This window comes from Exiguobacterium flavidum (assembly GCF_003344535.1).
Lineage (GTDB): Bacteria > Bacillota > Bacilli > Exiguobacteriales > Exiguobacteriaceae > Exiguobacterium_A > Exiguobacterium_A flavidum.
On sequence record NZ_QPKS01000005.1, the window covers coordinates 184596 to 208327 of the forward strand.

Consider the following 23732-nt stretch of genomic DNA (forward strand, 5'->3'; position numbering starts at 1 on the left):
CGCTCACCCTCTCTCCGCCAAGTCTTCGAGCGTCTTGATGCCTTCCCGCTCCCACGTCCGAAGGATCTGATTGATGTATGTCATCTTCCGGACGTTATGGTACACAGCCTCCCGCAACGCTGCCAGGACGAGTTCTTCAGAGATGTGCTCGATCGTCAGCCACTGGATGATCTGCTCCATCTGGAACGGTGACATCATCCCGAGCTCCCGTTCGAACGCCTGGAAGACGGATGGATTGATCGAGTCGAAGTTCGGCGATTCCTGCTCAGGTGGCGCGAGCAGCTTTTCATAGAGCGGTACGAGGGAATAACGTTCTGCTCCGTTGATGTTCTCCATCGCAAGCAGCCCCTTTTGAAGAAGGCCGAGTGTCGTCTCGATCGTCTCCGTCTCAGAAAGTCCGAGACGGTTGCTCAATTCATCAGGGGACGGCATTTCCACCCCTTCTGCCTTGCAGGCGAACAACTGGCAAATCAAAGTGAATTCGACGAAACTGATGCCCAGACGTTTCGCCTCCGTGAAGAGACGCTTCGGCAGGACGACCGTTCCTTCCTCGAATACACGCAGTAATTGATGTTCCATTGGAATTCCTCGATTCTTTCTTACTCATTCAGGTGATATACGACAAGTCGGCCCGACGCTAAGACGGGCCGACAGTCATCGTTACGGATAGAGACGGTTGAGAAGACGCGGGAACGGGATCGTCTCGCGGACATGCTCGACCCCGGTGATCCAAGCGACGGTACGCTCTAGACCGAGTCCGAAGCCGCTATGTGGAACCGACCCGAATTTACGTGTCTCAAGATACCATTTGTATGCATCCGATTCATCCAAGTTGTGGGCGCGCATCTCCGTGAGGAGTTTTTCATAATCGTCCTCACGTTGCGAGCCACCGATGATCTCACCGTATCCTTCCGGTGCGATCAAATCATCACAAAGGACGAATCCTGGGTTTTCCGGATCTTCCTTCATATAGAATGGCTTGATGTCCTTCGGCCAGTGCGTGATGAAGACCGGACGGGCATGCGCGTTCGCGATCGCCGTCTCATGCGGTGCACCGAAATCATCGCCGAACTCGATATCGTCGAAGCCCTGCTCCTTCAGGAATTCGATTGCTTCCGTATAGCGGATGCGCGGGAACGGGGCTTCGATCTTCTCGAGTACGCTGAGATCGCGGCCGAGAAGCTCGAGCTCAGGACGGCAGTTCTTGAGCGCCGACTTGACGAGATGCGTCACGTAGTTCTCCTGTACTTGAAGGTTCATCTCATGATCGTAGAAGGCCATCTCAGGCTCCATCATCCAGAATTCAATCAAGTGACGGCGTGTCTTCGACTTCTCGGCACGGAACGTCGGCCCGAACGAGAAGACTTTGCCGAGTGCCATCGCAGCCGCTTCCATGTACAGCTGCCCTGATTGCGACAGGTATGCATCCTCTTCGAAGTATTTCGTATGGAACAATTCAGTCGTCCCTTCCGGAGCGCTTCCAGTCAGGATCGGCGGGTCGATTTTGACGAACCCTTCTTCGTTGAAGAACTCATAAGTCGCACGGATCAATTCATTACGGACGATCATGACCGCATGCTGGCGTTTCGAACGTAGCCACAAGTGACGGTTGTCCATCAGGAAGTCGGTTCCGTGGGCTTTCGGTGTGATTGGATAGTCGATCGCCTCGTGGATGACCTCGATGTTCGAAATCTCCATCTCGTGGCCGAGCGCAGTTCGCCCGCCGTCTTCTTTGATGACACCAGTCACCCACATAGAAGTCTCTTGCGTCAAGCCCTTCGCTTTTTGGAACAGCTCTTCGCCTACAGCTTCTTTAACGACGACACCTTGCATGAAGCCGGAACCGTCACGGAGCTGAAGAAATGCGATCTTCCCGCTCGAACGCTTGTTGGCGAGCCAACAACCGATCGTGACCTCCTTGCCTGCATGCTTATGTACGTCTCTGATCGTTGATTTCACAATAGTCATCCTTTCTTGATTTCACTGCTTTTTCGCTTGATGAACGCTTCGATGCGATCAAGCGCTTCGAGCACACGCTCGGGGTTCGTCGCATAGGACAGACGGACGTAATTCGGCGCGCCGAATCCGGATCCCGGAATCAAGGCGACCTTCGCTTCGTCAAGTACCGCCGTGCACCATTCGTCGACGGACGGATAACCGGACAATTCAGCCGCTTTCGTAGCATTCGGGAATAAGTAGAACGCTCCTTCTGGTTTCAGGCAAGTCAATCCCGGAACTTCTACGAGACGCACGTAGATGCGCTCGAGGCGTTCCTCGAACACCTTCCGCATCGCTTCTACCGGCTCGTCACCTGCAGCATATGCAGCGACGGATGCGGCCTGCGCGATCGAAGTCGGATTCGACGTGGAATGGCTGGCGAGATTCGTCATCGCACCGATGATTTGCTTCGGACCGACAGCGTAACCGATTCTCCACCCTGTCATGGCATGGGATTTCGAGACGCCATTGATGATGATCGTTCTGTCCCGCATATCAGGAAGTGTCGCGATCGAAATGTGCGTCGCGTTCCCGTAAAGCAACTTTTCATAGATTTCATCACTGATGACGAGGATGTCGTTCGCCTTCGCGACTTCCGCGACCATACGCAGCTCTTCCTCCGTATAGACCATACCGGTCGGGTTCGACGGAGAATTGAGGATGAGGGCTTTCGTCTTTCCGGTGATTGCTGATTCGAGCAGTTGCCGCGTCAGCTTGAAGTTCGTCTCTTCCGTCGTCTCGACGATGACAGGGACGCCATCGCTCAACTTGATCTGCTCCGGATAACTGACCCAGTATGGCGCGGGGACGATAACTTCCTCGCCCGGGTCGAGGATCGCTTGGAACAGCGTCGAAAGTGCGTGTTTCGCACCTGAAGCGACCATCACTTCATTTCGTTCGTACGTGAGACCGAGGTCACGGTTCGTCTTCTCGATGATCGCATCCTTGAGCGCGACCGTCCCGCCAGACGGCGTGTACTTCGTATCTCCGGCTTTTGCTGCCTCGAATGCTGCCTCGATGATGAAATCAGGCGTGTTGAAATCCGGTTCGCCAGCTCCGAGTCCGATGATGTCTTCTCCCTGTTCGCGAAGTTCCTTCGCTTTCGCAGTGATTGCGAGAGTCGTAGATGGGGCAAGTTGTCTAACACGTTTCGACAGCATGTCTCAGCCTCCTTAGTTGATGGTCAGCCGCTTAATCAGCGAGCCTTCCTGATACGTATAGTAGGAATAGTCATATCCAGAACCGTTCTGTGTCACGACCTCGACGAGGGCCCGGTTATCAAACCCGTACTTTACGGAAATGACCCGGCCGCCTGTCGCGGCACTCGCGTCTTCTGCGATCGTCTCGAGCGAAATCGCGTCTTCGACCGGTCTTGTCTCGATATCTCCATAGTCGAGTGGCACGAAAGCCCGTTGCGCTTTTCCGTCCTTCTCGAACCGGAAGACGGCATAGGCGTCCTCACCGCGGAAGATGCCTTCCGCCTTCACGTCGGACGGTGAGAGACTCGATTCAAGCCGTTCTCGCGCCTTGATGACCTGTTTGTCCTCCCGGTCCTTCGCCTCACCGACCGTCATGGCATAGATGGCGCTCCCTGATCCGATGATGATCAAGATGAATGCGATCAGGGAGATGATCAGCTTTCCTCTCATGTGCGATAGATCGAGAAGACCATCTGTTCCTTATCCTTTGAATCGAGCGCAAGACCGAACAAAAGGTCCTGATCCTTGAGCGTGCGATTCAAAAGATCGACGATTTTGTATGTGTCTTCATGACGCTCTACTTTGACGGTTGCAAGAGTCTCATATTTCTGTTCCATTACAGTCGTCCTCCCTTTTTTTCTTTTCTATTATAATTCCATACCGCCTATTTTGACAGACTCAATTCTCTTCGTGCAAGAACAATTCAAGCTCTGCCGTCAATTCATCGAGCGGCTCCATCAGTACGGGTACTTTCGGCAGACTCGTGATGAACCTTTTTCCGTAACGCGTCGTCTCGATTCTGCGATCGAAGACGAAGACGACTCCACGGTCGCTCGTCGTCCGGATCAATCTTCCAAATCCCTGTTTGAAACGAATGACGGCCTGTGGGAGGCTCAGCTCGAAGAACGATGATTTGCCTTCCGACTCGATCCGCTCCGCCCTCGCCTGTGTGACCGGCTGATCAGGAGGTGCGAACGGCAGACGGACGATGACGAGGCAGCTCAAGTCGTCTCCCGGGATGTCTATTCCTTCCCAGAAGCTCGACGTGCCAAACAGCAGACAGGCATCGAGTTGCTTGAACTGTTTCATCAGACGCTGGCGAGAACCTTGTGTGACCCCCTGGGACAAGAGCGTAAAACGCTCAGGCAGCATCGCCTTCGTGGCATCATGCGTCTGGCGGAGCATCTCATTCGACGTGAATAACACGAGCATCCGTCCGTCCGTCACCTCGGCGATCTTGATGATCGCCTCTGCGATCGTCTCGGCGTAGACTTGCGGCGGGACATCCTTGACGAGTGGTAAATCCGTCGGGATCATCAAACGTGCCTTCTCCCCGTAGCTGAACGGGGACGGGACGACGAATCGCCGGACGTCGAGGTCCTCGAGCCCCAGCCGCTTCTCCATGAAGGTGAACTTCCCGGAGACGGTCAGGGTCGCAGACGTCAGTATGCATGTCCGCTTCTTGAACAGCTCCCGCTCGAGCTTATCCGAGATGTCGACCGGCTGCGTGTAGACACGCGTCAGTTTCCGGTTTTGAACGCTCGCCTCGATCCACGACACCGTGTCGTCGTGAGGTGCGAGCAACGTCTCGAAGATCGCAGTCTCGAGTTCGTCGAGTTGGGCGATGACCGCTTTCAGATCCGCTACGACCGTGCGTTCGCGATACGTCATATGTTCACGCCGGTCGCTGAACTGTTTATGGACGGCACGTATCGATTGGCGGAGTCGTCGAAGGGTCAACTCGACCCTTCGCGCGCCTTCCTGCACGGCCCGCAACCCATGATCAAGCCGGCGGAAGCGGATGCTCACCCGTCCTTCACGCCGTTCTTTCCGCGAAGCGACGTCAAGCGCGTAGGCTTGAACGATCATGAGCAGGTCGTCCGCCTCCTCGAGCAATTCACTGAGCGTCTCATCGATCGTCTCACTATATGCCTCGACTGTTTCGGAGATATCGAACTGGTCCGATAAGGCGATCATCCGCTGATGAAGCTTTTTGTCACCTGAGAAGCCAAGCTGACGGAAAATACGGTCGAACGAATGTCCGTCGAGCATCAGACCGAAGTGATGGCTCGCCACCTCCTCGATTTGATGGGCCTCATCAAGGATGAGCGGACAGCCTTTCGGCAGCACCCCTGCCTCATACTGGATGTCGCTGAACAGGAGGGCATGGTTCGTGACGATGATCGCCGCCTCCTTCGCACGGCGGACGGCCCGGTGAAAAAAGTCCCTGCTGAACCAGGGGTCGTATCTTCCAAGCTGCGATTGACCATCTGACTGGATCAGTTGCTTGACGGAGATGTTACCTTGTGCGGCACCACCAGGGAGTGCGACCTCCTCCAAGTCACCTGTCGACGTCTGTGTGAGCCAGACGAGCAACATCGCCTTCGCGAGGACGAAGTTATAGGCGTCGTCGTTCTCACCAAGGAAAAATTCGAATTTGCGGAGGTCGATATAGTTGCTTCTGCCTTTCAGCAGGGCAATCTCGACCGGACTCTTGAACAGCTGGCGCAACAGCGGCAAGTCACGCTGGAGCAGCTGCTCCTGCAACTGAATCGTATGCGTGCTGACGATGACAGGTACTTCATGCTCGAGCGAATAATGGGCGGCCGGCACGAGATAACCGAGTGATTTCCCGGTACCGGTCCCTGCTTCGACGAGCAGCGGCGTCTCCTGGTCGAGCGACTGATAGACGTGGCGCATCATCTCGAGTTGGCCGGTCCGTTCCTCATAGCCTTCGAACAGGCGCGGGAAGACTTCTTCGTTCAGACGGCTGACGAACGGTCCGAACGCTTCTTCCTCCTCCCTGAACGTGATCTCCTCGAGCTCTTGTTCCTTCTTGAGAGCGATCTTCCGGTAGACGTCGTATCGATTCTCTTCCTTGATCCCGCGTTCGACAATCGCCTCATCGATCTCCTCGGTCAATTCACTGAACAGTTTCGGCTCGAGCCGTCTGATCTCCTTGAGCGTCGCGACGGGAAGCTCCTTCAGGCGTTCAAGAAGATAGACGAGCAGATCAGCAGTCGCTTCCGCGTCGCTTCCCGCTCGATGGGCTTCCGTATGATTCAACGCAAGTGTTTCCGTCAGATTCGAGAGGGAATGCCCGTCAGCGGTCGGGAGCAGGATTCGTGCCAACTCGACAGTATCGAGCACCGGGCCAGTATACGGAAGGTACCCTTCCTCCTCAAGCGCCTCGTTCAAGAAAGTCAGATCGAACTGGACGTTGTGGGCTACGAAAACGCCTCCGTCAAGGTGACTGAGGATCCGTGGCGCAAGCTCCGCGAAGGACTTCGCATCTTTGACATCCTCATCCTTGATACCGGTCAACTGACTGATGAAGGGCGGAATCGGCTGTGTCGGCCGGACGAACTCCGACATCCGTTCCGTGACGGAGCCGCCTTCGACGACGGCGATCCCGATCTCGATCATCTCGTCTCCTGCCTTGATCGAGTGACCAGTCGTCTCTAGATCGATTACTACATATTTTTTATCCAAACCATTCCTCCACCTTTGCCAATCCTTGCGAAACGCAAGGCATCTCTCTGTCCATCTTATCAAAAAAGTGACCCGAAATGCGATTCGGGTCACTGAAAGTCAGAGAATGGTATGCGCAATCTCTTGCGAGAGCATCTGCTTGATATTGTTTTCCTCGTCAAGGACGGCTACCTTAGGGACATGGTGTGGAATTTCCTCTGTCGAAAGCTGCGCATAAGCCATGATGATGACCTCGTCGCCGACTTGGAAATGCCGTGCGGCTGCGCCGTTCAGACAGATGACACCCGAACCTCGCGCCCCTTTGATGGCGTATGTCTCGATCCGGGCGCCGTTCTGATTGTTCGTCACCTGGACCTTCTCGTTCTCTAGGATACCGACAGCATCGAGCAGGTCCTCATCGATCGTGATCGAACCGACGTAATGAAGGTTCGCCTCCGTGACGCGTGCCTTGTGTAATTTTGCATGCATGAATGTACGGTACATGTTCATGCTCCTCTCGTGTAAAGTAAGTTATCGATCAATCGTGCGCCGCTGAAATGGACGGCGACCGCAAGCAATATCGTCTTCGTATCCTCGCTCACTGCTTTCAGGGAAGGATAATCGACCGCTTCGACGTAATCGATCGTCGTACCCGCAATCCGGGCAAGACGCCCTCTCGTCTCTTCGACGACTTCAAGCACACCTTTTCCTGAGGCGAACATCCCGTTCGCATGCAGCAATGCCTGTTGGATGAGCGGCGCTTCTCTGCGCTCCGTCTCCGTAAGATACACATTCCGTGATGACTTGGCAAGGCCGTCCTCCTCCCGGATGATCGGACAGCGGACGATCTCGACCGGGACGAAATAATCTCGGACGTATCCTTCGATCAAGGCGAGCTGTTGCGCGTCCTTCAGTCCGAAATAGGCGCGTGCGGGACGCACGATGTTGAACAGCTTGCTGACCACCGTCAGCACACCGTCGAAGTGGCCTGGCCGCGATGCACCGCACAGGACGTCATCGCCGGTCCGGACACTTACACGCGCCATGTCATACGGGTACATCGTCTCGGTCGTCGGGAAGAAGAGATAGTCGACGCCGGCGGAACGCGCAATCGCCTGATCCCGTTCCGCATCCCGCGGATACCGGTCCAGATCCTCATTCGGTCCGAACTGCGTCGGGTTGACGAAGATGCTCAACACGACGATGTCGTTCTCAGCCCGGGCACGCTCTAGCAGGCTCTCGTGTCCTTCATGCAGATAACCCATCGTCGGGACGAACCCGATCGAGGTCTCCCCCCTCAGTGCGTCCTGCAAATCGGAAATCCGTTCAATGATCTGCATTTTTGTTCCCTCCATATAAGGAGTCGATCAATTCCTCATCCATCGTGAACGTATGCGCCGTCGTCGGAAACGCACCAGATTTCACTTCCGAGACGTAAGCCGCGATCGCCTCGGTCCCGGACGTGTTCCAGTCCGTATAAGGTTTGACGAATTTAGGGAGACGGCCGACCCCGTATTGAAGGATATCGTGATAGACGAGCACTTGACCGTCGACATCCGCCCCAGCCCCGATTCCGATCACCGGAATCGAAAGCAGCTCCGCGACTCGTTCCGCCAGCTGACGCGGCACCGCTTCAAGCACGAGCAGCTTAGCTCCCGCCTGTTCCGCTGCCAGACTATCGGCAATCAGCCGCTCAGCCGCTTCGAGTGACTTCCCTTGAACCTTGAAGCCTTCGAGCACCCCGACCGATTGCGGTGTCAATCCGAGGTGCGCGACACAAGGCATGCCAGCATCGGTCAGACGCCGGATCGTCGACAGGATCTCCCCTGCTCCCTCGAGCTTGATCGCGTCTGCCCCAGCTTCCTGGAAGAGACGGGCTGCGGCTTCAAGCGTGCGATCGAACGAACCGTGATAGCTCGCGAACGGCATGTCGATGATGACGAAAGTCGCCGGTGCGCCACGTCTGACTGCCTTTCCGTGATGGATCATGTCCTCGATCGTGACGGCGATCGTCGAATCATATCCGAGGATGACGTTCCCGAGCGAATCCCCGACGAGGATCATCTCGACGCCTGCCGCCTCGGCAAGCTTCGCCGATGGATAGTCGTAAGCCGTCAACATGACGAGCTTTTCTCCTGCTAGTTGTTTCTTCAACAGTGGTGTGATCGTGTGCATGAAAATCTCCCCTTTTCAATTGAGAGGACAAAAGGAAAACGCCATTCTCCCCTAAAAAACGACATAGGAAAGAAGGCGTGGATGAGTGCAAATGAAACGTCCTTCTGTCCCTGTCCTGTTCGGATCAAGGCAGGCAAACAACTTGATGAACGCAAGCCTTCTACCGGTACCGCTCATGAACGATGCCGTCCGGTAACTTCAGTATACTCCCTGTCCTTAACGTTCGCAAATGGGTCAGCTCCAATAAACGAGTTCGGCTGAATGGAATTCTTCCATCCCCTGCTCGGTCTCGATCAGGAGGGTTCCATCGCTCGTGATTCCGCGCAAGATTCCAGTCAGCACGCGCTCCCTGGTCCGTAGCGTCACGAGCTCGTCCTTCCTGTCCGCGAGTCGCAGGAAACGTTCGACGAACGGAGCGAATCCGTGCCCGAGCCACTCTGTGTACATCGATTCGAACGTATTGAGAAAACGAGCGACGATCTCTGCTCGCTTATATTCACTACCGGTCAAGGATTTGAGCGAAGTCGCCCGACTACTGATCTCGGGCGGGAAGGTGCCATGATTGACGTTCACCCCGATTCCGATGATGATCGAACCGATCCGGTCCGCCTCCGCCTGCATCTCGGTCAGGATACCGGCGAGTTTCTTGCCACTTACGAGAATATCATTCGGCCATTTGATTCTCGCCTCGACCAATGGACCGAGCGATTCAGCAAGTGCGATACCTGCAAGGATCGTCAGCTGCCCTGCTGTCTGAATCGGAACGTCCGGGCGCAAAATCAGACTCATTGCGACGCCTTTCCCCTTCTCTTCAAGCCATTTTCGTCCGAGCTGTCCCCGTCCCTGCGTCTGATGATCACATAGGACGAGCGTTCCCTCACTAACTTCGAGTTGAGCGAGTTCGTGTGCGATCCGTTGCGTCGTCTCCGTTTCTTCGTGGTGTACGACGTTGCGTCCGAGCGACTTCGTCCGCAGGAGCGGGAGCAGGTTCGCCCCGAATAATCGATCGCCATCGTCGAGCAGGAGATATCCGGTCTTCTTGTTCGCATCGATCTCGTAGCCGTCTTTTCGCAATTGATCGATTTGTTTCCAAATAGCGGTACGTGAAATATTCAAGGAGTCCGCCAATTCCTGTCCTGATATCCGTTCTTTCCTGAGCAGTTGCGAGAGAATCAGTTCTTTCGTCGTTCTTTCCACAGCAGAACCTCCTTCAGCAGAATGTCTCGCTCATTTTTCAGGCGCGAATGAAGTACCCCTTCTTCGACGTATGCGAGAGCCTCTTTGATTTCTTCCTTCATCAGACCTAGCGCCTTCATGTCCTTCCCGTCGACTGCAAGCTCTCTTCTGTGCCGGATCGGAAGCTCGTCCCGAGATGGGTGGCTTCTGCCGGTCATCTCATTCAGCGCGGCGAGCTCTTCGTCCGTCAACGCATAGCGCTCGCTGGCGGACAAGGACTCCTTGTCGAGCAGCGGCGCAAGCTTTTTCGCACGGAGGACCTGGGCGTTCGACCGCTTCCATCGCCTCAGTTCCGAGACCTCGAAACCGGAATGGACGAACAGCGCCCATACCTCATGCTTCGTTTTCGCCGCGTATTTGCAATCGATGAGACGAAGGAGAACGTCGTCGGTCAATCCTGCGAGCTCCTCGTTGATGCCGGTCCGTCGGAGTGCCGTCAACGCGTCGATCCGCCCCTCACCGACCATCAGCTTCTCCATCTCGATCGCGATCCTCTCCATCGCCACATGATCGATGCTCTCCTTAAGACGGACGATCGCCCGTTCCGTGTCGGATTCCAGCGCAAAGCCGAGCTGGCTCATGAAGCGGAAGGCCCGCAACATGCGCAGCGCATCCTCGCTGAAACGTTCGTACGGGTCACCGACCGTTCGGACGAGCTTTCTTTGCAAGTCGTCCTGGCCGCCGAACAGGTCGACGAGCCGGTCGCGCTTGAGCGCCATCGCATTGATCGTGAAGTCTCGCCTCATCAGGTCCTCTTCGAGAGAGACGCCGAGTGAGACCGTGTCCGGACGCCTTCTGTCCGTATAGGTCGATTCAGAGCGGAACGTCGTCACCTCGAACGGATGGTGCTCAAGGACTACCGTGACCGTACCGTGGTCGATCCCGGTCGGAATGACGTTCTCGAAAAGCCGGCTCACCTCTTCCGGAAAGAGGGACGTCGCGAGATCGATGTCACCCGGGTCACGACCAAGCAAGAGGTCACGCACAGCACCACCGACGATATACGCCTCGCCTCCAGCCTGCTCGATCGTCAGTATGATCCGTTCAGCGAGGTCACGCATCATGTCGATCACACACCCGGTCATAGAGATGCTCGTACTGGCGGACGATCTCGTTCGAGTCGAAGCGGAGTCGGCAATCCCGGATGCCCTCCTCCGCCATTCGTTCCCGAAGCTCTGTCTCATCCGCGAGGCGTCCGAGCCTTGCCGCTGCCGCCTCGACGTCAAAGCGCGGCACGACGAAACCGGTCTCACCATCGCGCACGACCTCAGGCAATCCGCCCGCGTCGCTGACGACGCTCGGCACACCTACCGCCATCGCCTCGAGCACGACGAGACCGAACGCCTCCTTCTCGGACAGCAGCAGATGAATGTCGCTGAGTGCGAGCAATTGTGCGACGTGCTCCTGTTTGCCTGCGAAGATGACGCGGTCTAGCACACCGAGTTCCTTCGCAAGCCTGCGCGTCTGCCCCATCTCCGGTCCGTCCCCGACGAGCAGGAGGCGCATCCTCCGCCCCTCGAGTGCGAGCGCGAACGTCCGTATCGTGTCTTCAAGCCTTTTGACTGGCCGGAAGTTCGAGATGTGGATGACGACGGTCTCGTCCTCCTCGATACCGAAATGGCTTCGCAGCCTGTTGTCCCGCACCGGATAATAGACGGACTCGTCGATGAAGTTATGGATGACGTCGATCGCGTAGTCGCTGCCGAGCGTCGTGTTCGTCTCGCGCGCGAGGCTTTCCGAGACGGCCGTCACGGCGTCCGATTTCTCGATCCCGTAACGGATTGCCGGTTGCATCTCGAGATCCTGTCCGATGACAGTGATGTCCGTGCCGTGAAGCGTCGTCACGACTGCGACGTCCTTACGTTTCGCCATCTCCCGCCCAAGCTCCGCGCAGACGGCGTGCGGGACGGCATAATGGGCATGGATGACGTCGAGTTCGTAGACGTCGATTACCTCGGCGACCTTCGAGGCGAGCGTGATGTCGTACGGCGGATATTTGAAGACCGAGTACTGGTTCACCTCGACGAGATGGACGGTGATGTTCGGATGGTAGTCCGTAAGCCGGAACGGGACGCTGGACGTGATGAAATGGATGTCGTGCCCCCGGTCCGCAAGCTTCATTCCGAGCTCGGTCGCGACGACACCGCTCCCTCCTACGGATGGATAACACAAGATACCGATGGCTTTTTTCATGGCAGATCAACTCTCTCTCTTGTTTCGTTTTCTTTCGAATCATCTGTTCCATTGTACCAAAAAGCCGATGAGGGAGACGTACGACAAAACTTTTCCCGACATCCGTCTGGTCTTTTCGTCTCCGTGACTGTACCCTAGAGAAGGAGTCTTCATTCAGAAAGGGGTCATATGACTTGGCAGCACCATTCCAGTTCCCGATCCGGATCCAGAACATCCTCTGGATTCTCGTCGGATCATTCATCTTCGCATTTGGTATCTATCATTTCAACGTCCAGAACGAACTCGCCGAAGGCGGGTTCACCGGCATCACGCTCATCCTGAAGGGACTTTTCGGTCTCTCCCCTTCGGTGACGAACCTCGTCCTGAACATTCCGCTCTTCTTCATCAGCTATCGTCTGCTCGGTCGGACGACGTTCATCTACACGCTGATCGGGACGTTCAGCTTCTCCCTCTGGTACGGATTGATCGCGAAATACTCTCCGCTCGAGATCGTTCTCGCAGATGACATGGTGCTTGCTGCCTTGTTCGCGGGAGTCTTCATCGGCGTCGGTCTCGGCATCATCTTCAACAATGGCGGGACGACGGGCGGGGTCGACATCATCGCCCGCCTGACGAAACGCTATTTCGGATGGTCGATCGGCCGGACGTTCCTCGTCTTCGACTTCTTCGTCATCCTCGCGAGCCTGACGTACCTCGACTACAAACAGGCGATGTATACGCTGCTCGCCGTCTACATCGGGGCGCGTGTCATCGACTGGATGCAGGAAGGGACTTACGCCGGTAAGGCTGCGATGATCATCAGCGACCACCGGACGGAGATCGCCAGCGGCATCCACGACTCGATGAACCGCGGGACGACCCGCCTGCTTGCGAAGGGCGGCTATTCCGGTCGTGACCTCGAGGTGCTCTATGTCGTCGTCGCACGCAACGAGATCACCCGTCTGAAGACGCTCGTCCGTCAGATCGACCCGCACGCCTTCATCACGTTGCACGACGTCTATGAAGTGACCGGAGAAGGGTTCACGTTCGACGAGAACCGGGTGCCGATCAAGGAGACATGAGCCATATACGGACCGGCGACCGGCATGCTTCGTTCAATGACGAGGCATGCCGGTCGCCTTTTTGTCATTCGTCCGACAAAAAAACACCCTTCAGTCGGAAGGGTGCTGAAAAACTTACAGTCTGCTGACGCCGGATCAATCGTCACTCTGCTGCGTGCCGAACACGAGCAATGCGAGACGGAGGAACTCGGCTACCGCGACGAGCGTCGCAGCGACATACGTCCAGGCAGCCGCGTTCAGGACTCGGCGCGAACCGCGTTCCTCGTTTGCCGTGATGATGCCGTGGCTCGACAGCTCTGCCATCGCCCGCTTCGATGCGTCGAACTCGACAGGAAGCGTGATGAGTTGGAAGATGACGGCACCGAGCATCAGGATGACGCCGATCTGAGCGAGTCCCGTCATACCGAGGAGCATCCCTCCGAGGAGGAGCGGGAACGACAGGTTCGAAGTGATCGACGCGACCGGTGCGATCCGGTGGCGCAGACGCATCATGCCATAGCCGGAAGCGTCCTGGATGACGTGACCGATTTCGTGCGCCGCGATGGAAGCGGACGAGACCGTCGATCCGTAATAGACGTCCTCTGACAGGCGGACGACCTTGTTCGTCGGGTCGTAGTGGTCCGTCATCGTGCCCCGGACCGGTTCGATCGCGACGTCGTGGATACCGTTTTGTTTCATGATGAAGTCTGCCACCTGAGCGCCCGTAACTCCGCTCTCGATCGGCACCTCCTTGAATTTCTTGTAAGTCGACCGGACACGCATCTGTGCCCAGATCGGGATGATCATGATGATCGCCAAATAGATCAGATAGTTCATCAAATCAATTTCCTCCATTCCTTGAATCGGTGTTGACTTTATTTTACGGTCAACCGAACCTATCTGTCAACGGAGGAGCGCACGACGAACTTGTATCCCATGAAAATACATATTCCCGACAGCCAGAACGAGCCGTAACCGATCCAGTCGATATAGTCCGCGAGCACCGGGTAGCGCGGCCACTGGCCGAGCACGTAGTCGACGACATCGTTATGCAGCACCCAGACCGAGACGAGGATCAGCTCGCGGGACGAGAAGCGCATGAACGGGGAATAGAGCAACGCTTGAAAGGCCATCGCCCCGTGCGAGAGCATCAACATGAGCGCCATCAGCGTCAGGCGGACGTCAGCCGTCCCGACTTCCTGCAGCATGAGCATGTTCATCACGACTGCCCAGACACCGTATTTGATCAGCGTGACGAACGCGAGCGCCTCGGTCAGCGGCGACTTGCGCTTGAACAGCCAAAGGAAGATGATGATCGTAAAGAAGAGCGAGGCTGTCGGACTGTCCGGGATGAACGGATAGAAGTACCATTTCGAGTCCGCGAGCTGAGGTGCATACCAATAATAACCGTAGAGCGTCCCAAGAAGGTTGATCGTCCCGATCACAAGCAGGACAGGCCTTGTTTTCAACAGATTCAGGATTGCCATCGTATACCTCGATTCGACAGAAAAACCGGAGGAATCATCCCCCGGTTCAGCTGCTTATTTGTTGTTTTCTCCGCCTTCACCGTACGAAGCGATGAATTCCGAGAGTTCTTTCAAGTCTGCGTCAGAGCCTTCGTATTGACCGGCCGGCATCGTTCCGATACCCTCTTTCGCAATTTTAGCGATCTCTTCAGCCGTCTTCGTCGTTCCCGTGAGCGCAGGAGCCGCGGCTCCACCTTCGAGGTTTTGACCGTGACAGTTGACACACGACTGGTTCGAGTAGATCTCGTAACCTTTCGCTTCCGTATCGATCGTCGGCCCTTCACCCATCGTGAGCTCACCTTGCTTGTGGATCTGGTCCCAGTGAGTCGTTTGGACAGATTCCCAAGTGAGGAAGAAGATCGAGATGATCGCGAGAAGCATCATGCTGACCGCGATCGGACGTTTCGCCGGACGGCGCTCGAGACCCTGGTCGAGCCAAGGAGCAATCAGCAGTGCAGTGAACGCGAGACCCGGAAGGATGACCGTACCCATGAGGATGTACGGGCCTGCCGCGAATTGGTATTTCAAGAGCTGATAGAGGAACAGGAAGTACCAGTCCGGAAGCGGAATGTACGACGTGTTCGTCGGATCGGCAATGTTTTGAAGAGGCGGTGCCTCTACGATCGTAAGCGTCATGAAGCCAATCAGGAAGACCGCTCCAACCATCCACTCACGAAGCAAGAAGTTCGGCCAGAACGCTTCTGTTCGGCCAGGATATTCCGAGTAGTCCTTCGACTTGTTCGGCATCCGGTTATTGATCGACACCCGCGAATCGGTGACGAATTTCATCCCTTTACCACGATGCATCGTGTTCTCCCCCTTTTGTCATTTCCAGTTTTCAGTTCAAGTCGACTTAGAGCGGTCCAGAAATCCCTTGTTTGCGGATCATCATGAAGTGAGCTCCTAAGAGGACGAAGAGTGCTGCTGGCAGGAAGAAGACGTGAATCGCGAAGAAACGTGCGATCGTGCTCGCACCGACGATCTCGCCGCCGGCAAGAAGCGTCTTGGCGATCCCGCCGATGACAGGAATACTTTCGGCGATTTGAATCGTTACTTTCGTCGCGAACAATGCTTTCATGTCCCAAGGCAACAGGTAACCTGTCAAGCCGAGTGCGAGGACGACGAAGAACAGGAGTACGCCGACGACCCAGTTGAGCTCACGAGGCTTTTTGTAAGAGCCCGTGAAGAATACTCGTAATGTATGTAGGAACAACATTACGATGACGACGGAAGCTCCCCAGTGGTGCATACCGCGGACGATTTGACCATGTGCCACTTCATTTTGCAGGTAATAGACCGAAGCGTGGGCATTGATGATGTCTGGCACGTAGTACATCGTCAGGAACATACCCGAAAGGATTTGGATGACGATCGTGAAGAAAGTCAAACCGCCGAAGCAATAGACGAACGCAGAGAAGTTATGCGCCGGGTTGACGTGCTCTGGTACCTCGTGATCAGCGATGTCGCGCCAAAGCGGCGTGATATCTACGCGTTCATCGATCCAGTCATAGATTTTTTGCATCATCGCTTACACCTCTCTTTCTACTGGCTTGCCTAGGTAGAGGAAGCCATCTTTCTCTTCTTTCTCATAACCGTCGAGCGGTTTCGTCGGAGGTGTGCCCGGGACGTTGATTCCGTCCTTCGTATAACGTCCGAAGTGACATGGGCAGAAGAATTCGTTCGGGTGCGTCGCATCGATACCGTAGCCGACCTGGCAGCCTAGGTGTTTACAGATAGGCGACAACGCCAAAATTTCTCCCTTGTCGTTCTTGAAGACCCACGCTGAGAGCGTCTCCTCGAATTCGTACCAACCGTCTTTCGTCTGCTTCTTGAAGTCGACGCGTTTCGGTTCTGTCGTGATGTCCGACAACTTCATTACCTTCACTTTATCGCCAGCTCCTGACTTTTTCAGGACTGGGTCGATCGCGAAGTTTACCATTGGCATGACCATCGTAGCAGCCATGAAGCCACCGACTCCAGTCAGTGTATACGTCAGGAATTGCCGACGTGTTACATTAGACCCTTTTTGAGCCATCTCGATCCCCCCTTGTGATGTACCCCGTGCCCCAAGACCACTGTACTTCACACAAATTTCTCACATGGTAATAGTATCTTAATAAAATCATTGCGTCAACCGCTTCATAGAGCGGTCCAACGCTTCGCGAGCTGCTCGAGCACCTGACCGACGAAGTTCGTGATCATCTGCCCGCGCTGATCGCCGCTCATGCCGTCGAGCGAAAGTCTAGGGACATAAATCAGCCCCTCGACAGGCGTCTCCTTCCACCTAAGATCAGCCGTGATCAGCGTGATGAAACGGAATTGTCCGGCGCCCGCCGCTTCCTTCCAGCGTTCGATCTCGCTGACCGGCACGTCACCGACGTACGAGAACGCGGGAGCAAGCATCGCACGCCCCGAGAGCTGGCGTTCGGCTTCCGCTGATACGGCAAGTGCCATTTCACTGCACTCCGAGAAGGCGAGCATATCCTGCTCGAACCCGACCGGTACGAGCGGGATGATGAGCGTATCGATATACGCGCTTTCTCGGCGTGCCGTTTCTACATCGGATGGTCTGAAACGCAAGTCATTCCCCCCTTTCCTGAGGATTACAATTCGTCACATTTAATGTATCACAAACACATTTCCAGCTGTTAAAGGAATGTGACGGATTTATGAAATTAAAAAGAAATTTTTAAGCAAAAAAAGAACGCCATCTCTGGCGTTCATCAACTGGATCACATTTGTTCTCTGATCAGCCGAAGTTTCCGGGACAGGGACTGGAAACGGTGCTCGTCCCGCGCGTCGAGCGCCTCATCGATTAGACGGACGAGACGTTCCTCCTCCTGGCGGTTGACGGTCGCAGCGATGAAGTGCGTCGCCTCGTCGACGAGCTTCGGCTCGACCGCGAGTTCCGGGACGAACGGATTTTCCTCGAGGAGCGAGACATATTCGTCGTCCGTCATCATCCCTTGGAAATTGATCTCGATGTAGACGTCTTCAGAAGTCAGGCGGAGATCATGGTACGCCTTCTCCGGATCCTTCGTCTTCACGTCGCCCTTCTTGAAGAGGAAGGGCTCACCGTCGAAACCGTAGGTCGTCATGATGATCGCCTTAGGAGCGAACATCGCATTCTCGACGAAGTGGACATGGTCAAGCTTTGCGTCATGGCGCAACCAGTAATCGAGAATCCATTTCGCTTCCCGTCTTCTGAGCGTGTAATAGGTCAAGATGCGGCGCAAGAATCGCTGTTTTCTTTCTGTCATCTCTTCCCTGCCCCTTTCCTCAATGTTCGTCGAGTTCGAACTGTTCGACGTAATCGGCAAGCTCCATATCTTCCGGCTGAAGCGCCGCTGCACGTTTGAGAAGTGCTCGTCCTTCTTCTTGCTCCCCTTCCTCGATCAAAAGGAAACCATATTCCTTCAAAAATTGTGGTTCTTCGGTGAATGCGTCTGCTACTTGTCCATATTTCTCCGTCGCTGCATCATATTCCTCTAATGCGTGATGCGCACGGGCCGCATACCACGTCAGAATAGGTGCCGTCGCATGCTCCTCGATCGCCGAGATCGTCTCGAGCATCGCCTCGTGATCCTCTTCCTCTGCAAGCAATGCAAGCAACCGCTCGGCCGCGACGAGCGATTCCGGGTTGAGGGCGAGCGCATCGCGCAGGGCGTTGACGCTGCCTTCCCGGTCGCCGAGTTTCAGGCGATAGAGCGCCTCCATCGTCCGGAGTTCGTCGTTGTAGTCATCCCGCTCGATTCCCTGCATGATGACATCAAGCGCTTCCTTCGTCTGTCCGATTTCCGCGTGGCTCTCAGCGAACGGGACATAGGCCGACGTATAATCGGGATCCTGCTGGATGAGCTGTCTGAAGGCCTCGACTGCCTTTTGATGCTGACCGACACGGTGTGCGGTCATTCCGAGCCCGAACAGCGTATGCAAATCTGCCCTCTCCTCGACAGCGCGCTCGTATAGCGGGATCGCTTCTTCGAACTCCCCTGTCATAGCCAGCGCTTCGGCGTACAGTGCATCGAACGGAAGCTCCGCGCGAAGAGCGTCGTTCGAGGCGATCTCTGCGAACAGCGGAACTGCTTGGTCGAACGCACCGAGCGTCATGTAGAGCTCAGCAAGCCCGTACGTCAGCAGCGGTTCCTCCGGCGCAAGCCGGCGTGCCTGTTCGAGTTTTTGGAGCGCGACTTCGTCGAGCCCTTGGGACTGATAGAGATCAGCGAGCAACACGAGCGTCCGGGGACCGTTCTCAGGATCCGTCGCATCGACCTGCTCAAGGACCGAAATCGCTTCCTCCTCCCGGTCGAGGTCGATGTAGCACTCAGCGAGCAACAGCGCGACTCCGGGATTTCCGGCGTATTCGACGTAGAGCGGGGCGAGGATGTTGACTGCCCTGTCTGATAAACCAAGTTCCGTATACAGGTCAGCTACTGCCAAGCGGTCTTCGTCCGTACCTGTCTTTTCGAGCTCCTCAAGCGCCTTCAGCGCCTCTGATGTATGTCCGTGTTCGAGTTCCTCGACGATCTGCTGCAGCATCTCTTCGTTCAAGGAAATCACCTCTCCTTCTCACTTATCCGTTCATTCGATTTTTCAATGTCTTTAAGTCATCATAGAACGTCGGGTAGCTAACTTCAACCGCCTCTTTATTGGCGACCTCGACACCACCGACGAGCTCACCCGCGATTGCGAGCATCATTGCCAGCCTGTGATCGCCTAGACTGTCCACCTCACCGGCATGAAGGTGCGAACCTTTGATTCGCATGCCGTCCGCAGCCGTCTCGATGTCCGCACCAAGCTTTTTCAAGTTCGATGCGACCGAATCGATCCGGTCCGTCTCCTTGTATCGAAGCTCTTCCGCGTCACGGATGACGGTCTCTCCTTCCGCTTGCGTCGCAAGCAACGCAATGAGCGGAACCTCGTCGATCAAGGAGGGGATTTGCGCGCCTTCTACGACGACGCCGTGCAAATGTTGCGTCCTCACCGTCACGTCCCCGACTTCTTCGCCCGCGACCTCCCTGCGGTTTGCGATCTCGATACTCGCCCCCATCTGCCGCAACACTTGCAGGAAACCAGTCCGTGTCGGATTGAGCAAAACGTTTTTCGTCGTGATCTCACTGTCAGGGACGAGCAGGGCAGCCGTCCAGAAAAAGGCGGCCGACGACGGGTCACCCGGGATCTCGACATCCGTCGCCCGCAGCTTCGCAGGACCATGCACCGTCAACTCCCGTCCTTCATCCGTATCGAGCACCTCGACGGCTATGCCGTAACGCGGAAGCATCCGTTCCGTATGGTCGCGTGACAGTTCCGGCTCGATGACAGTCGTCTTTCCTGTTGCTTTGAGTCCGGCGAGAAGGATCGCGCTCTTCACCTGTGCGCTTGCGACCGGGAGTCGATAAACGACGCCTTTCAACTCATTCCCTCTTACCACGACCGGCGCCCGGTCTCCTTCGATGTCAGCTCCCATCTTTTTCAGCGGGATGCGGACACGATCCATCGGACGATTCCTCAGCGAGTCGTCACCATCGAGTCTGAACTCGCCTTCGCGTCCGGCGAGCAGGCCGAGCAGGAGCCGCATCGTCGTCCCGGAATTACCGCAATCGATCGAGCCCGAACGGACATCGTCGACTCCAGTGATTTTCAGCACCCCGTCTTCGAGCTCGACATCTGCGCCGAGCGCCTTTATCGCCTCGATCGAGGCACGGCAATCCGCGCCACTGAGGAAGTTCGTCACACGGGACGTTCCTTCGGCAAGTCCTGAGAAAAGGATGGCCCGATGTGTCATCGATTTATCTCCAGGTACATGTACTGATCCTCTCAACCCCATCGTAAACACCTCACAGTAGATTCAAATGCACGTCTAAGTTCCTCGTCCGTCACGCGCACGAGGGCGAAGCCTCCGCGGTCGACGACGAAGCGTATACCGTTCTTCTGTTTCTTATCATTGCCCATCAGCCGGGCATACTCATCAAACGGCAAAAGTTCAGGTATTTCTCCACCTAGCCTCTTGTAGAGCGACGCGATACGTCCGGCTCCCTCGTCATCACGCTCGAGCATCTTGGCGAACACGAGGCCGATTCCGACTGCCTCGCCATGCGTCAATCCGCTCGATGCGTACTCGACGGCATGCCCGAAAGTATGCCCGTAGTTGAGGAAGGCGCGTATCGAAGTCTCCCGCTCATCCTGCTCTACGATCCGTCGCTTCACTTCGATGCCGCGCACGAGCCACTTCTCATAGTCGAGCGACTTGACGCCTTCTAAATTTAGAGCGATCAGCTCTTCTGCGAACTTCGGCTCGTACAAGAAGCCATGCTTCAGCAACTCGAAAAAACCGCTGCGCCATTCCCGGTCAGGCAGCGTGCTGAGCAATCCGGTCGAATAGAGGACCGCGACCGGCTGATGGAATGCGCCGATCAAATTTTTCCCCTCCGGAAGATTGAGACCGACCTTCCCTCCGACACTCGAATCGTGGGCGAGCAACGTCGTCGGCAATTGAACGAACGGAATACCGCGCATGAACGTCGCGGCCACGAAGCCGGCCAAATCCCCGATCATGCCGCCACCGAACGCAAGCACCACCGACTGGCGCGTCACCTGGTTCGAAAGTCCTTCCGAGACGAGCCGCTCGTAAACATCGAGACGTTTGCTCCGCTCGCCGGGCGGGACCTTGCTCAGAACGATGCGGCGCCCGGGGAACTGCTTGTCGATGCTCGTCCTTAACGCTGCTCCGTGCAGGGCATCGACCGTATCGTCCGTGATCACCCAAAGGGTGTCCGCCCGTTCGATTTCATGAACTTCACTGAGTCTCATCGTTGCATCCTGCTCGACCCAAATCGGATACGGCTTGCTTGCCCGTACGTCGATGCGTGTCAAAACAGATGCACCTCCTGCCGGTATGTAGCGACGGACTCCTTCAAGCGATCCATCGTCGATGTCCCGAACATCTCGAGAATTGCTGCCGACAGCTCGATCGCGACGACCGCCTCCAAGACGACGGACGCGGCAGGAACGGCACAGGCATCACTCCGCTCGACTTGTGCAGTGAAAGCCTCATGCGTCGTGATATCGACGGACTGAAGCGGTTTATAAAGGGTCGGGATCGGTTTCATCGCTGCTTGGATGACGATCGGCATCCCGGTCGACATTCCGCCTTCGATGCCGCCGAGATTGTTCGTCCGTCTCGTATAGCCGTCCTCATATAAAATCTCATCCTGGACGGTGCTGCCCCTTCTCCGGGCAAGCTCGAATCCGTCACCGAATCCGACCGCCTTCATCGCATTGACGCTGAGGACCGCACGGCCGATCCGGCTGTCGAGTTTCAAGTCGTTCTGGGTGAATGATCCGATGCCGGGCATCATTCCTTCAGCGATGATTTCAATTTCTCCTCCGAGCGTGTCCCCTTCCGCTTTCGCACGGTCGATTTCTTCCATCATCCGCTTAGCCGCATCGGGGTCCGCACACCGGACAGGGGACGCTTCGACTTCTTCGGGTACTATAGCAAGATCTGCGCGGGCATCGATTCCGCCGATCGAACGGACGTGAGAATGGACCTCGACACCGAGTTCACCGAGAAGTTGCTTCGCGACCGCACCTACGGCGACGCGAGCAGCGGTTTCCCGGGCAGAAGAACGTTCAAGTACATCCCGCAGATCGCGATGTGCGAACTTCAGGCCGCCGACGAGGTCTGCGTGACCCGGTCGCGGCCTTGTCAATGTCCGCGGGCGTTCAAGCGGTTCCGTGAGCGGCTCGGACTGCATCACACCTTTCCAGTGTGTGTGGTCCTTGTTCTCAATCCAGATGCTCACAGGTGAGCCCGTCGTATACCCGTGACGCACCCCGCCCGTGAATTCGATCCGGTCCTGCTCGATCTGCATGCGACGTCCTCGCCCGTAACCGCCTTGTCTTCTTGCCATTTCACGGTCGAGTGCCTCGAAATCGAGGACGAGCCCGGCAGGCATGCCGTCGAGAATGACGCTCAACCCTTTCCCGTGGGATTCCCCTGCAGTCAAATAACGCATGATTGCTCACCCTCCTCATCAATTACATCAGATTTTTTCGTAAAAGAAGCTCTGCTTCAACCGCAGTCCGAACCGCTCCGGCTGGAAGATCTGCTCCGTCCCGCCGACGAACAGGATGCCGCCCGGTTTGAGCGCGTCTACGAACGAGCGGTAGACATGCGCCTTCGCCTCTTCCGTGAAATAGATCAGGACGTTGCGGCAGATGATCAAATCGAATCCAGTCTCATATCGGTCAGCGAGCAGGTTATGCTTTCCGAAACGCACGAGTCGCTTGACGTCCGGTGAGATCTCGAACTGCTGATCCCGTTCCGTGAAATATTTCCGTTTCCGCTCCTCGATGACCTCGTTCAGCGCAGAAGGGCCATAGACGCCCCGCTTCGCCTTCTCAAGGACGATATCGTCGAGGTCGGTCGCAAGGATCGTAAAGTCCTTTTCCTCGAATTGCTCGTTCATCAGCATGGCAAGTGAATACGGCTCCTCACCGGTCGAACATGCCGCGCTCCATGCACGGATTCGCCCATGTGCCCGCGAAGCGAGCACCGGCAGGATATCCTGCTCCAGCTGTTGCCACCGGATCGGGTTGCGGAAGAACTCACTGACGTTGATCGTCATCCGGTCGAGGAATTCATCATACAGGGCCGCACTCGACTCCATCGCCTGCATGTATGCATTGAAATTGTCGTATCCCTTCTTGTCACGAAGAGCCGTCAGGCGACGCTTCATCTGGGCTTCTTTGTATTGCCCGAGATTGATGCCCGACTTTTTATAGAATCGTTGAATGAATAGTTCGTAATCTTGCATAATCCACCTCACAAAGTCCTCTCACAAACACAATCAGGACCGATTGGTCGGTCCATCCCGTCTATCTCTCTTATA

The 23732-nt window shown here is 55.9% G+C and carries 25 protein-coding genes; 1 reads left to right on the forward strand and 24 read right to left on the reverse strand.

Going from position 1 to position 23732, the window contains the following annotated elements; translation table 11 throughout:
* Positions 1–3: 3 nt before the first annotated feature.
* The 12 genes from DFG60_RS06680 to bshA all read right to left on the reverse strand — a co-directional run bounded on the left by DFG60_RS06680 (position 4) and on the right by bshA (position 12272).
* Positions 4–579, reverse strand: a complete 576-nt coding sequence (locus tag DFG60_RS06680) for a DnaD domain-containing protein (RefSeq protein WP_114570965.1) — start codon at positions 577–579, stop codon at positions 4–6.
* Positions 580–660: 81 nt separating this feature from the next.
* Complete coding sequence (gene asnS, locus DFG60_RS06685; protein ID WP_114570966.1) at positions 661–1959, reverse strand: asparagine--tRNA ligase; 1299 nt, start codon at positions 1957–1959, stop codon at positions 661–663.
* A 5-nt stretch (positions 1960–1964) separates the two neighbouring features.
* Complete coding sequence (locus DFG60_RS06690; RefSeq protein ID WP_114570967.1) at positions 1965–3158, reverse strand: pyridoxal phosphate-dependent aminotransferase; 1194 nt, start codon at positions 3156–3158, stop codon at positions 1965–1967.
* Between the two features lie 12 nt (positions 3159–3170).
* Positions 3171–3647 carry a hypothetical protein gene (locus tag DFG60_RS06695; protein ID WP_114570968.1) on the reverse strand — a complete coding sequence of 159 codons (477 nt, stop codon included), beginning with the start codon at positions 3645–3647 and terminating at the stop codon, positions 3171–3173.
* Complete coding sequence (locus DFG60_RS06700) at positions 3644–3814, reverse strand: YpmA family protein (RefSeq protein ID WP_114570969.1); 171 nt, start codon at positions 3812–3814, stop codon at positions 3644–3646. Before DFG60_RS06700 ends, DFG60_RS06695 begins: the two co-directional genes overlap by 4 nt.
* Positions 3815–3875: 61 nt before the next feature.
* Entirely contained in the window at positions 3876–6689 is a 2814-nt protein-coding gene (gene dinG / locus DFG60_RS06705; RefSeq protein WP_114570970.1) for an ATP-dependent DNA helicase DinG, read from the reverse strand.
* A gap of 99 nt (positions 6690–6788) precedes the next feature.
* A complete protein-coding gene (panD, locus tag DFG60_RS06710) occupies positions 6789–7172 on the reverse strand; it encodes an aspartate 1-decarboxylase (protein WP_114570971.1) in 384 nt (127 codons plus the stop codon).
* Between the two features lie 2 nt (positions 7173–7174).
* Positions 7175–8008, reverse strand: a complete 834-nt coding sequence (gene panC / locus DFG60_RS06715) for a pantoate--beta-alanine ligase (protein WP_114570972.1) — start codon at positions 8006–8008, stop codon at positions 7175–7177.
* Entirely contained in the window at positions 7995–8843 is an 849-nt protein-coding gene (gene panB / locus DFG60_RS06720; RefSeq protein ID WP_114570973.1) for a 3-methyl-2-oxobutanoate hydroxymethyltransferase, read from the reverse strand. Before panB ends, panC begins: the two co-directional genes overlap by 14 nt.
* Positions 8844–9077: 234 nt before the next feature.
* Positions 9078–10040: a biotin--[acetyl-CoA-carboxylase] ligase gene (locus DFG60_RS06725; protein WP_114570974.1), complete on the reverse strand. Its 963-nt coding sequence runs from the start codon at positions 10038–10040 to the stop codon at positions 9078–9080.
* Entirely contained in the window at positions 10016–11143 is a 1128-nt protein-coding gene (locus tag DFG60_RS06730) for a CCA tRNA nucleotidyltransferase (RefSeq protein ID WP_232818655.1), read from the reverse strand. The genes DFG60_RS06725 and DFG60_RS06730 overlap by 25 nt, the downstream gene beginning before the upstream one ends.
* Entirely contained in the window at positions 11133–12272 is a 1140-nt protein-coding gene (gene bshA, locus DFG60_RS06735) for an N-acetyl-alpha-D-glucosaminyl L-malate synthase BshA (protein WP_114570975.1), read from the reverse strand. The genes DFG60_RS06730 and bshA overlap by 11 nt, the downstream gene beginning before the upstream one ends.
* A 173-nt stretch (positions 12273–12445) precedes the next feature.
* On the opposite strand from bshA, the gene DFG60_RS06740 reads away from it, so the two are divergent.
* Complete coding sequence (locus tag DFG60_RS06740) at positions 12446–13333, forward strand: YitT family protein (RefSeq protein WP_114570976.1); 888 nt, start codon at positions 12446–12448, stop codon at positions 13331–13333.
* Between the two features lie 135 nt (positions 13334–13468).
* Here the strand turns inward: DFG60_RS06740 and DFG60_RS06745 are convergent, their stop codons facing one another.
* The 12 genes from DFG60_RS06745 to DFG60_RS06800 all read right to left on the reverse strand — a co-directional run bounded on the left by DFG60_RS06745 (position 13469) and on the right by DFG60_RS06800 (position 23657).
* Positions 13469–14149, reverse strand: a complete 681-nt coding sequence (locus tag DFG60_RS06745; RefSeq protein ID WP_408608653.1) for a zinc metallopeptidase — start codon at positions 14147–14149, stop codon at positions 13469–13471.
* A gap of 59 nt (positions 14150–14208) precedes the next feature.
* On the reverse strand, positions 14209–14799 hold the full coding sequence (locus tag DFG60_RS06750) for a DUF1405 domain-containing protein (protein ID WP_114570978.1): 591 nt from the start codon (positions 14797–14799) through the stop codon (positions 14209–14211).
* A gap of 54 nt (positions 14800–14853) precedes the next feature.
* Entirely contained in the window at positions 14854–15645 is a 792-nt protein-coding gene (locus DFG60_RS06755) for a menaquinol-cytochrome c reductase cytochrome b/c subunit (RefSeq protein WP_114570979.1), read from the reverse strand.
* Positions 15646–15691: 46 nt separating this feature from the next.
* Positions 15692–16363: a menaquinol-cytochrome c reductase cytochrome b subunit gene (gene qcrB, locus DFG60_RS06760; RefSeq protein ID WP_012370658.1), complete on the reverse strand. Its 672-nt coding sequence runs from the start codon at positions 16361–16363 to the stop codon at positions 15692–15694.
* 3 nt (positions 16364–16366) lie between these two features.
* The gene (locus DFG60_RS06765) at positions 16367–16873 is read right to left on the reverse strand and encodes a ubiquinol-cytochrome c reductase iron-sulfur subunit (RefSeq protein WP_114570980.1); all 507 of its coding nucleotides are present in this window, start codon (positions 16871–16873) and stop codon (positions 16367–16369) included.
* Between the two features lie 104 nt (positions 16874–16977).
* A complete protein-coding gene (locus DFG60_RS06770) occupies positions 16978–17418 on the reverse strand; it encodes a DUF2487 family protein (RefSeq protein ID WP_114570981.1) in 441 nt (146 codons plus the stop codon).
* A 152-nt stretch (positions 17419–17570) separates the two neighbouring features.
* Positions 17571–18098 (reverse strand): ReoY family proteolytic degradation factor, encoded by a 528-nt coding sequence (locus DFG60_RS06775; protein ID WP_114570982.1) that lies wholly within the window; start codon positions 18096–18098, stop codon positions 17571–17573.
* A gap of 19 nt (positions 18099–18117) precedes the next feature.
* The gene (locus tag DFG60_RS06780; protein WP_114570983.1) at positions 18118–19389 is read right to left on the reverse strand and encodes a tetratricopeptide repeat protein; all 1272 of its coding nucleotides are present in this window, start codon (positions 19387–19389) and stop codon (positions 18118–18120) included.
* Between the two features lie 22 nt (positions 19390–19411).
* Entirely contained in the window at positions 19412–20665 is a 1254-nt protein-coding gene (aroA, locus tag DFG60_RS06785) for a 3-phosphoshikimate 1-carboxyvinyltransferase (RefSeq protein ID WP_114570984.1), read from the reverse strand.
* Positions 20656–21711 (reverse strand): 3-dehydroquinate synthase, encoded by a 1056-nt coding sequence (locus tag DFG60_RS06790; protein ID WP_114570985.1) that lies wholly within the window; start codon positions 21709–21711, stop codon positions 20656–20658. The genes aroA and DFG60_RS06790 overlap by 10 nt, the downstream gene beginning before the upstream one ends.
* Positions 21708–22856 carry a chorismate synthase gene (gene aroC, locus DFG60_RS06795; protein ID WP_114570986.1) on the reverse strand — a complete coding sequence of 383 codons (1149 nt, stop codon included), beginning with the start codon at positions 22854–22856 and terminating at the stop codon, positions 21708–21710. Before aroC ends, DFG60_RS06790 begins: the two co-directional genes overlap by 4 nt.
* Before the next feature lie 27 nt (positions 22857–22883).
* On the reverse strand, positions 22884–23657 hold the full coding sequence (locus DFG60_RS06800; RefSeq protein ID WP_114570987.1) for a CheR family methyltransferase: 774 nt from the start codon (positions 23655–23657) through the stop codon (positions 22884–22886).
* Between the last annotated feature and the right edge of the window lie 75 nt (positions 23658–23732).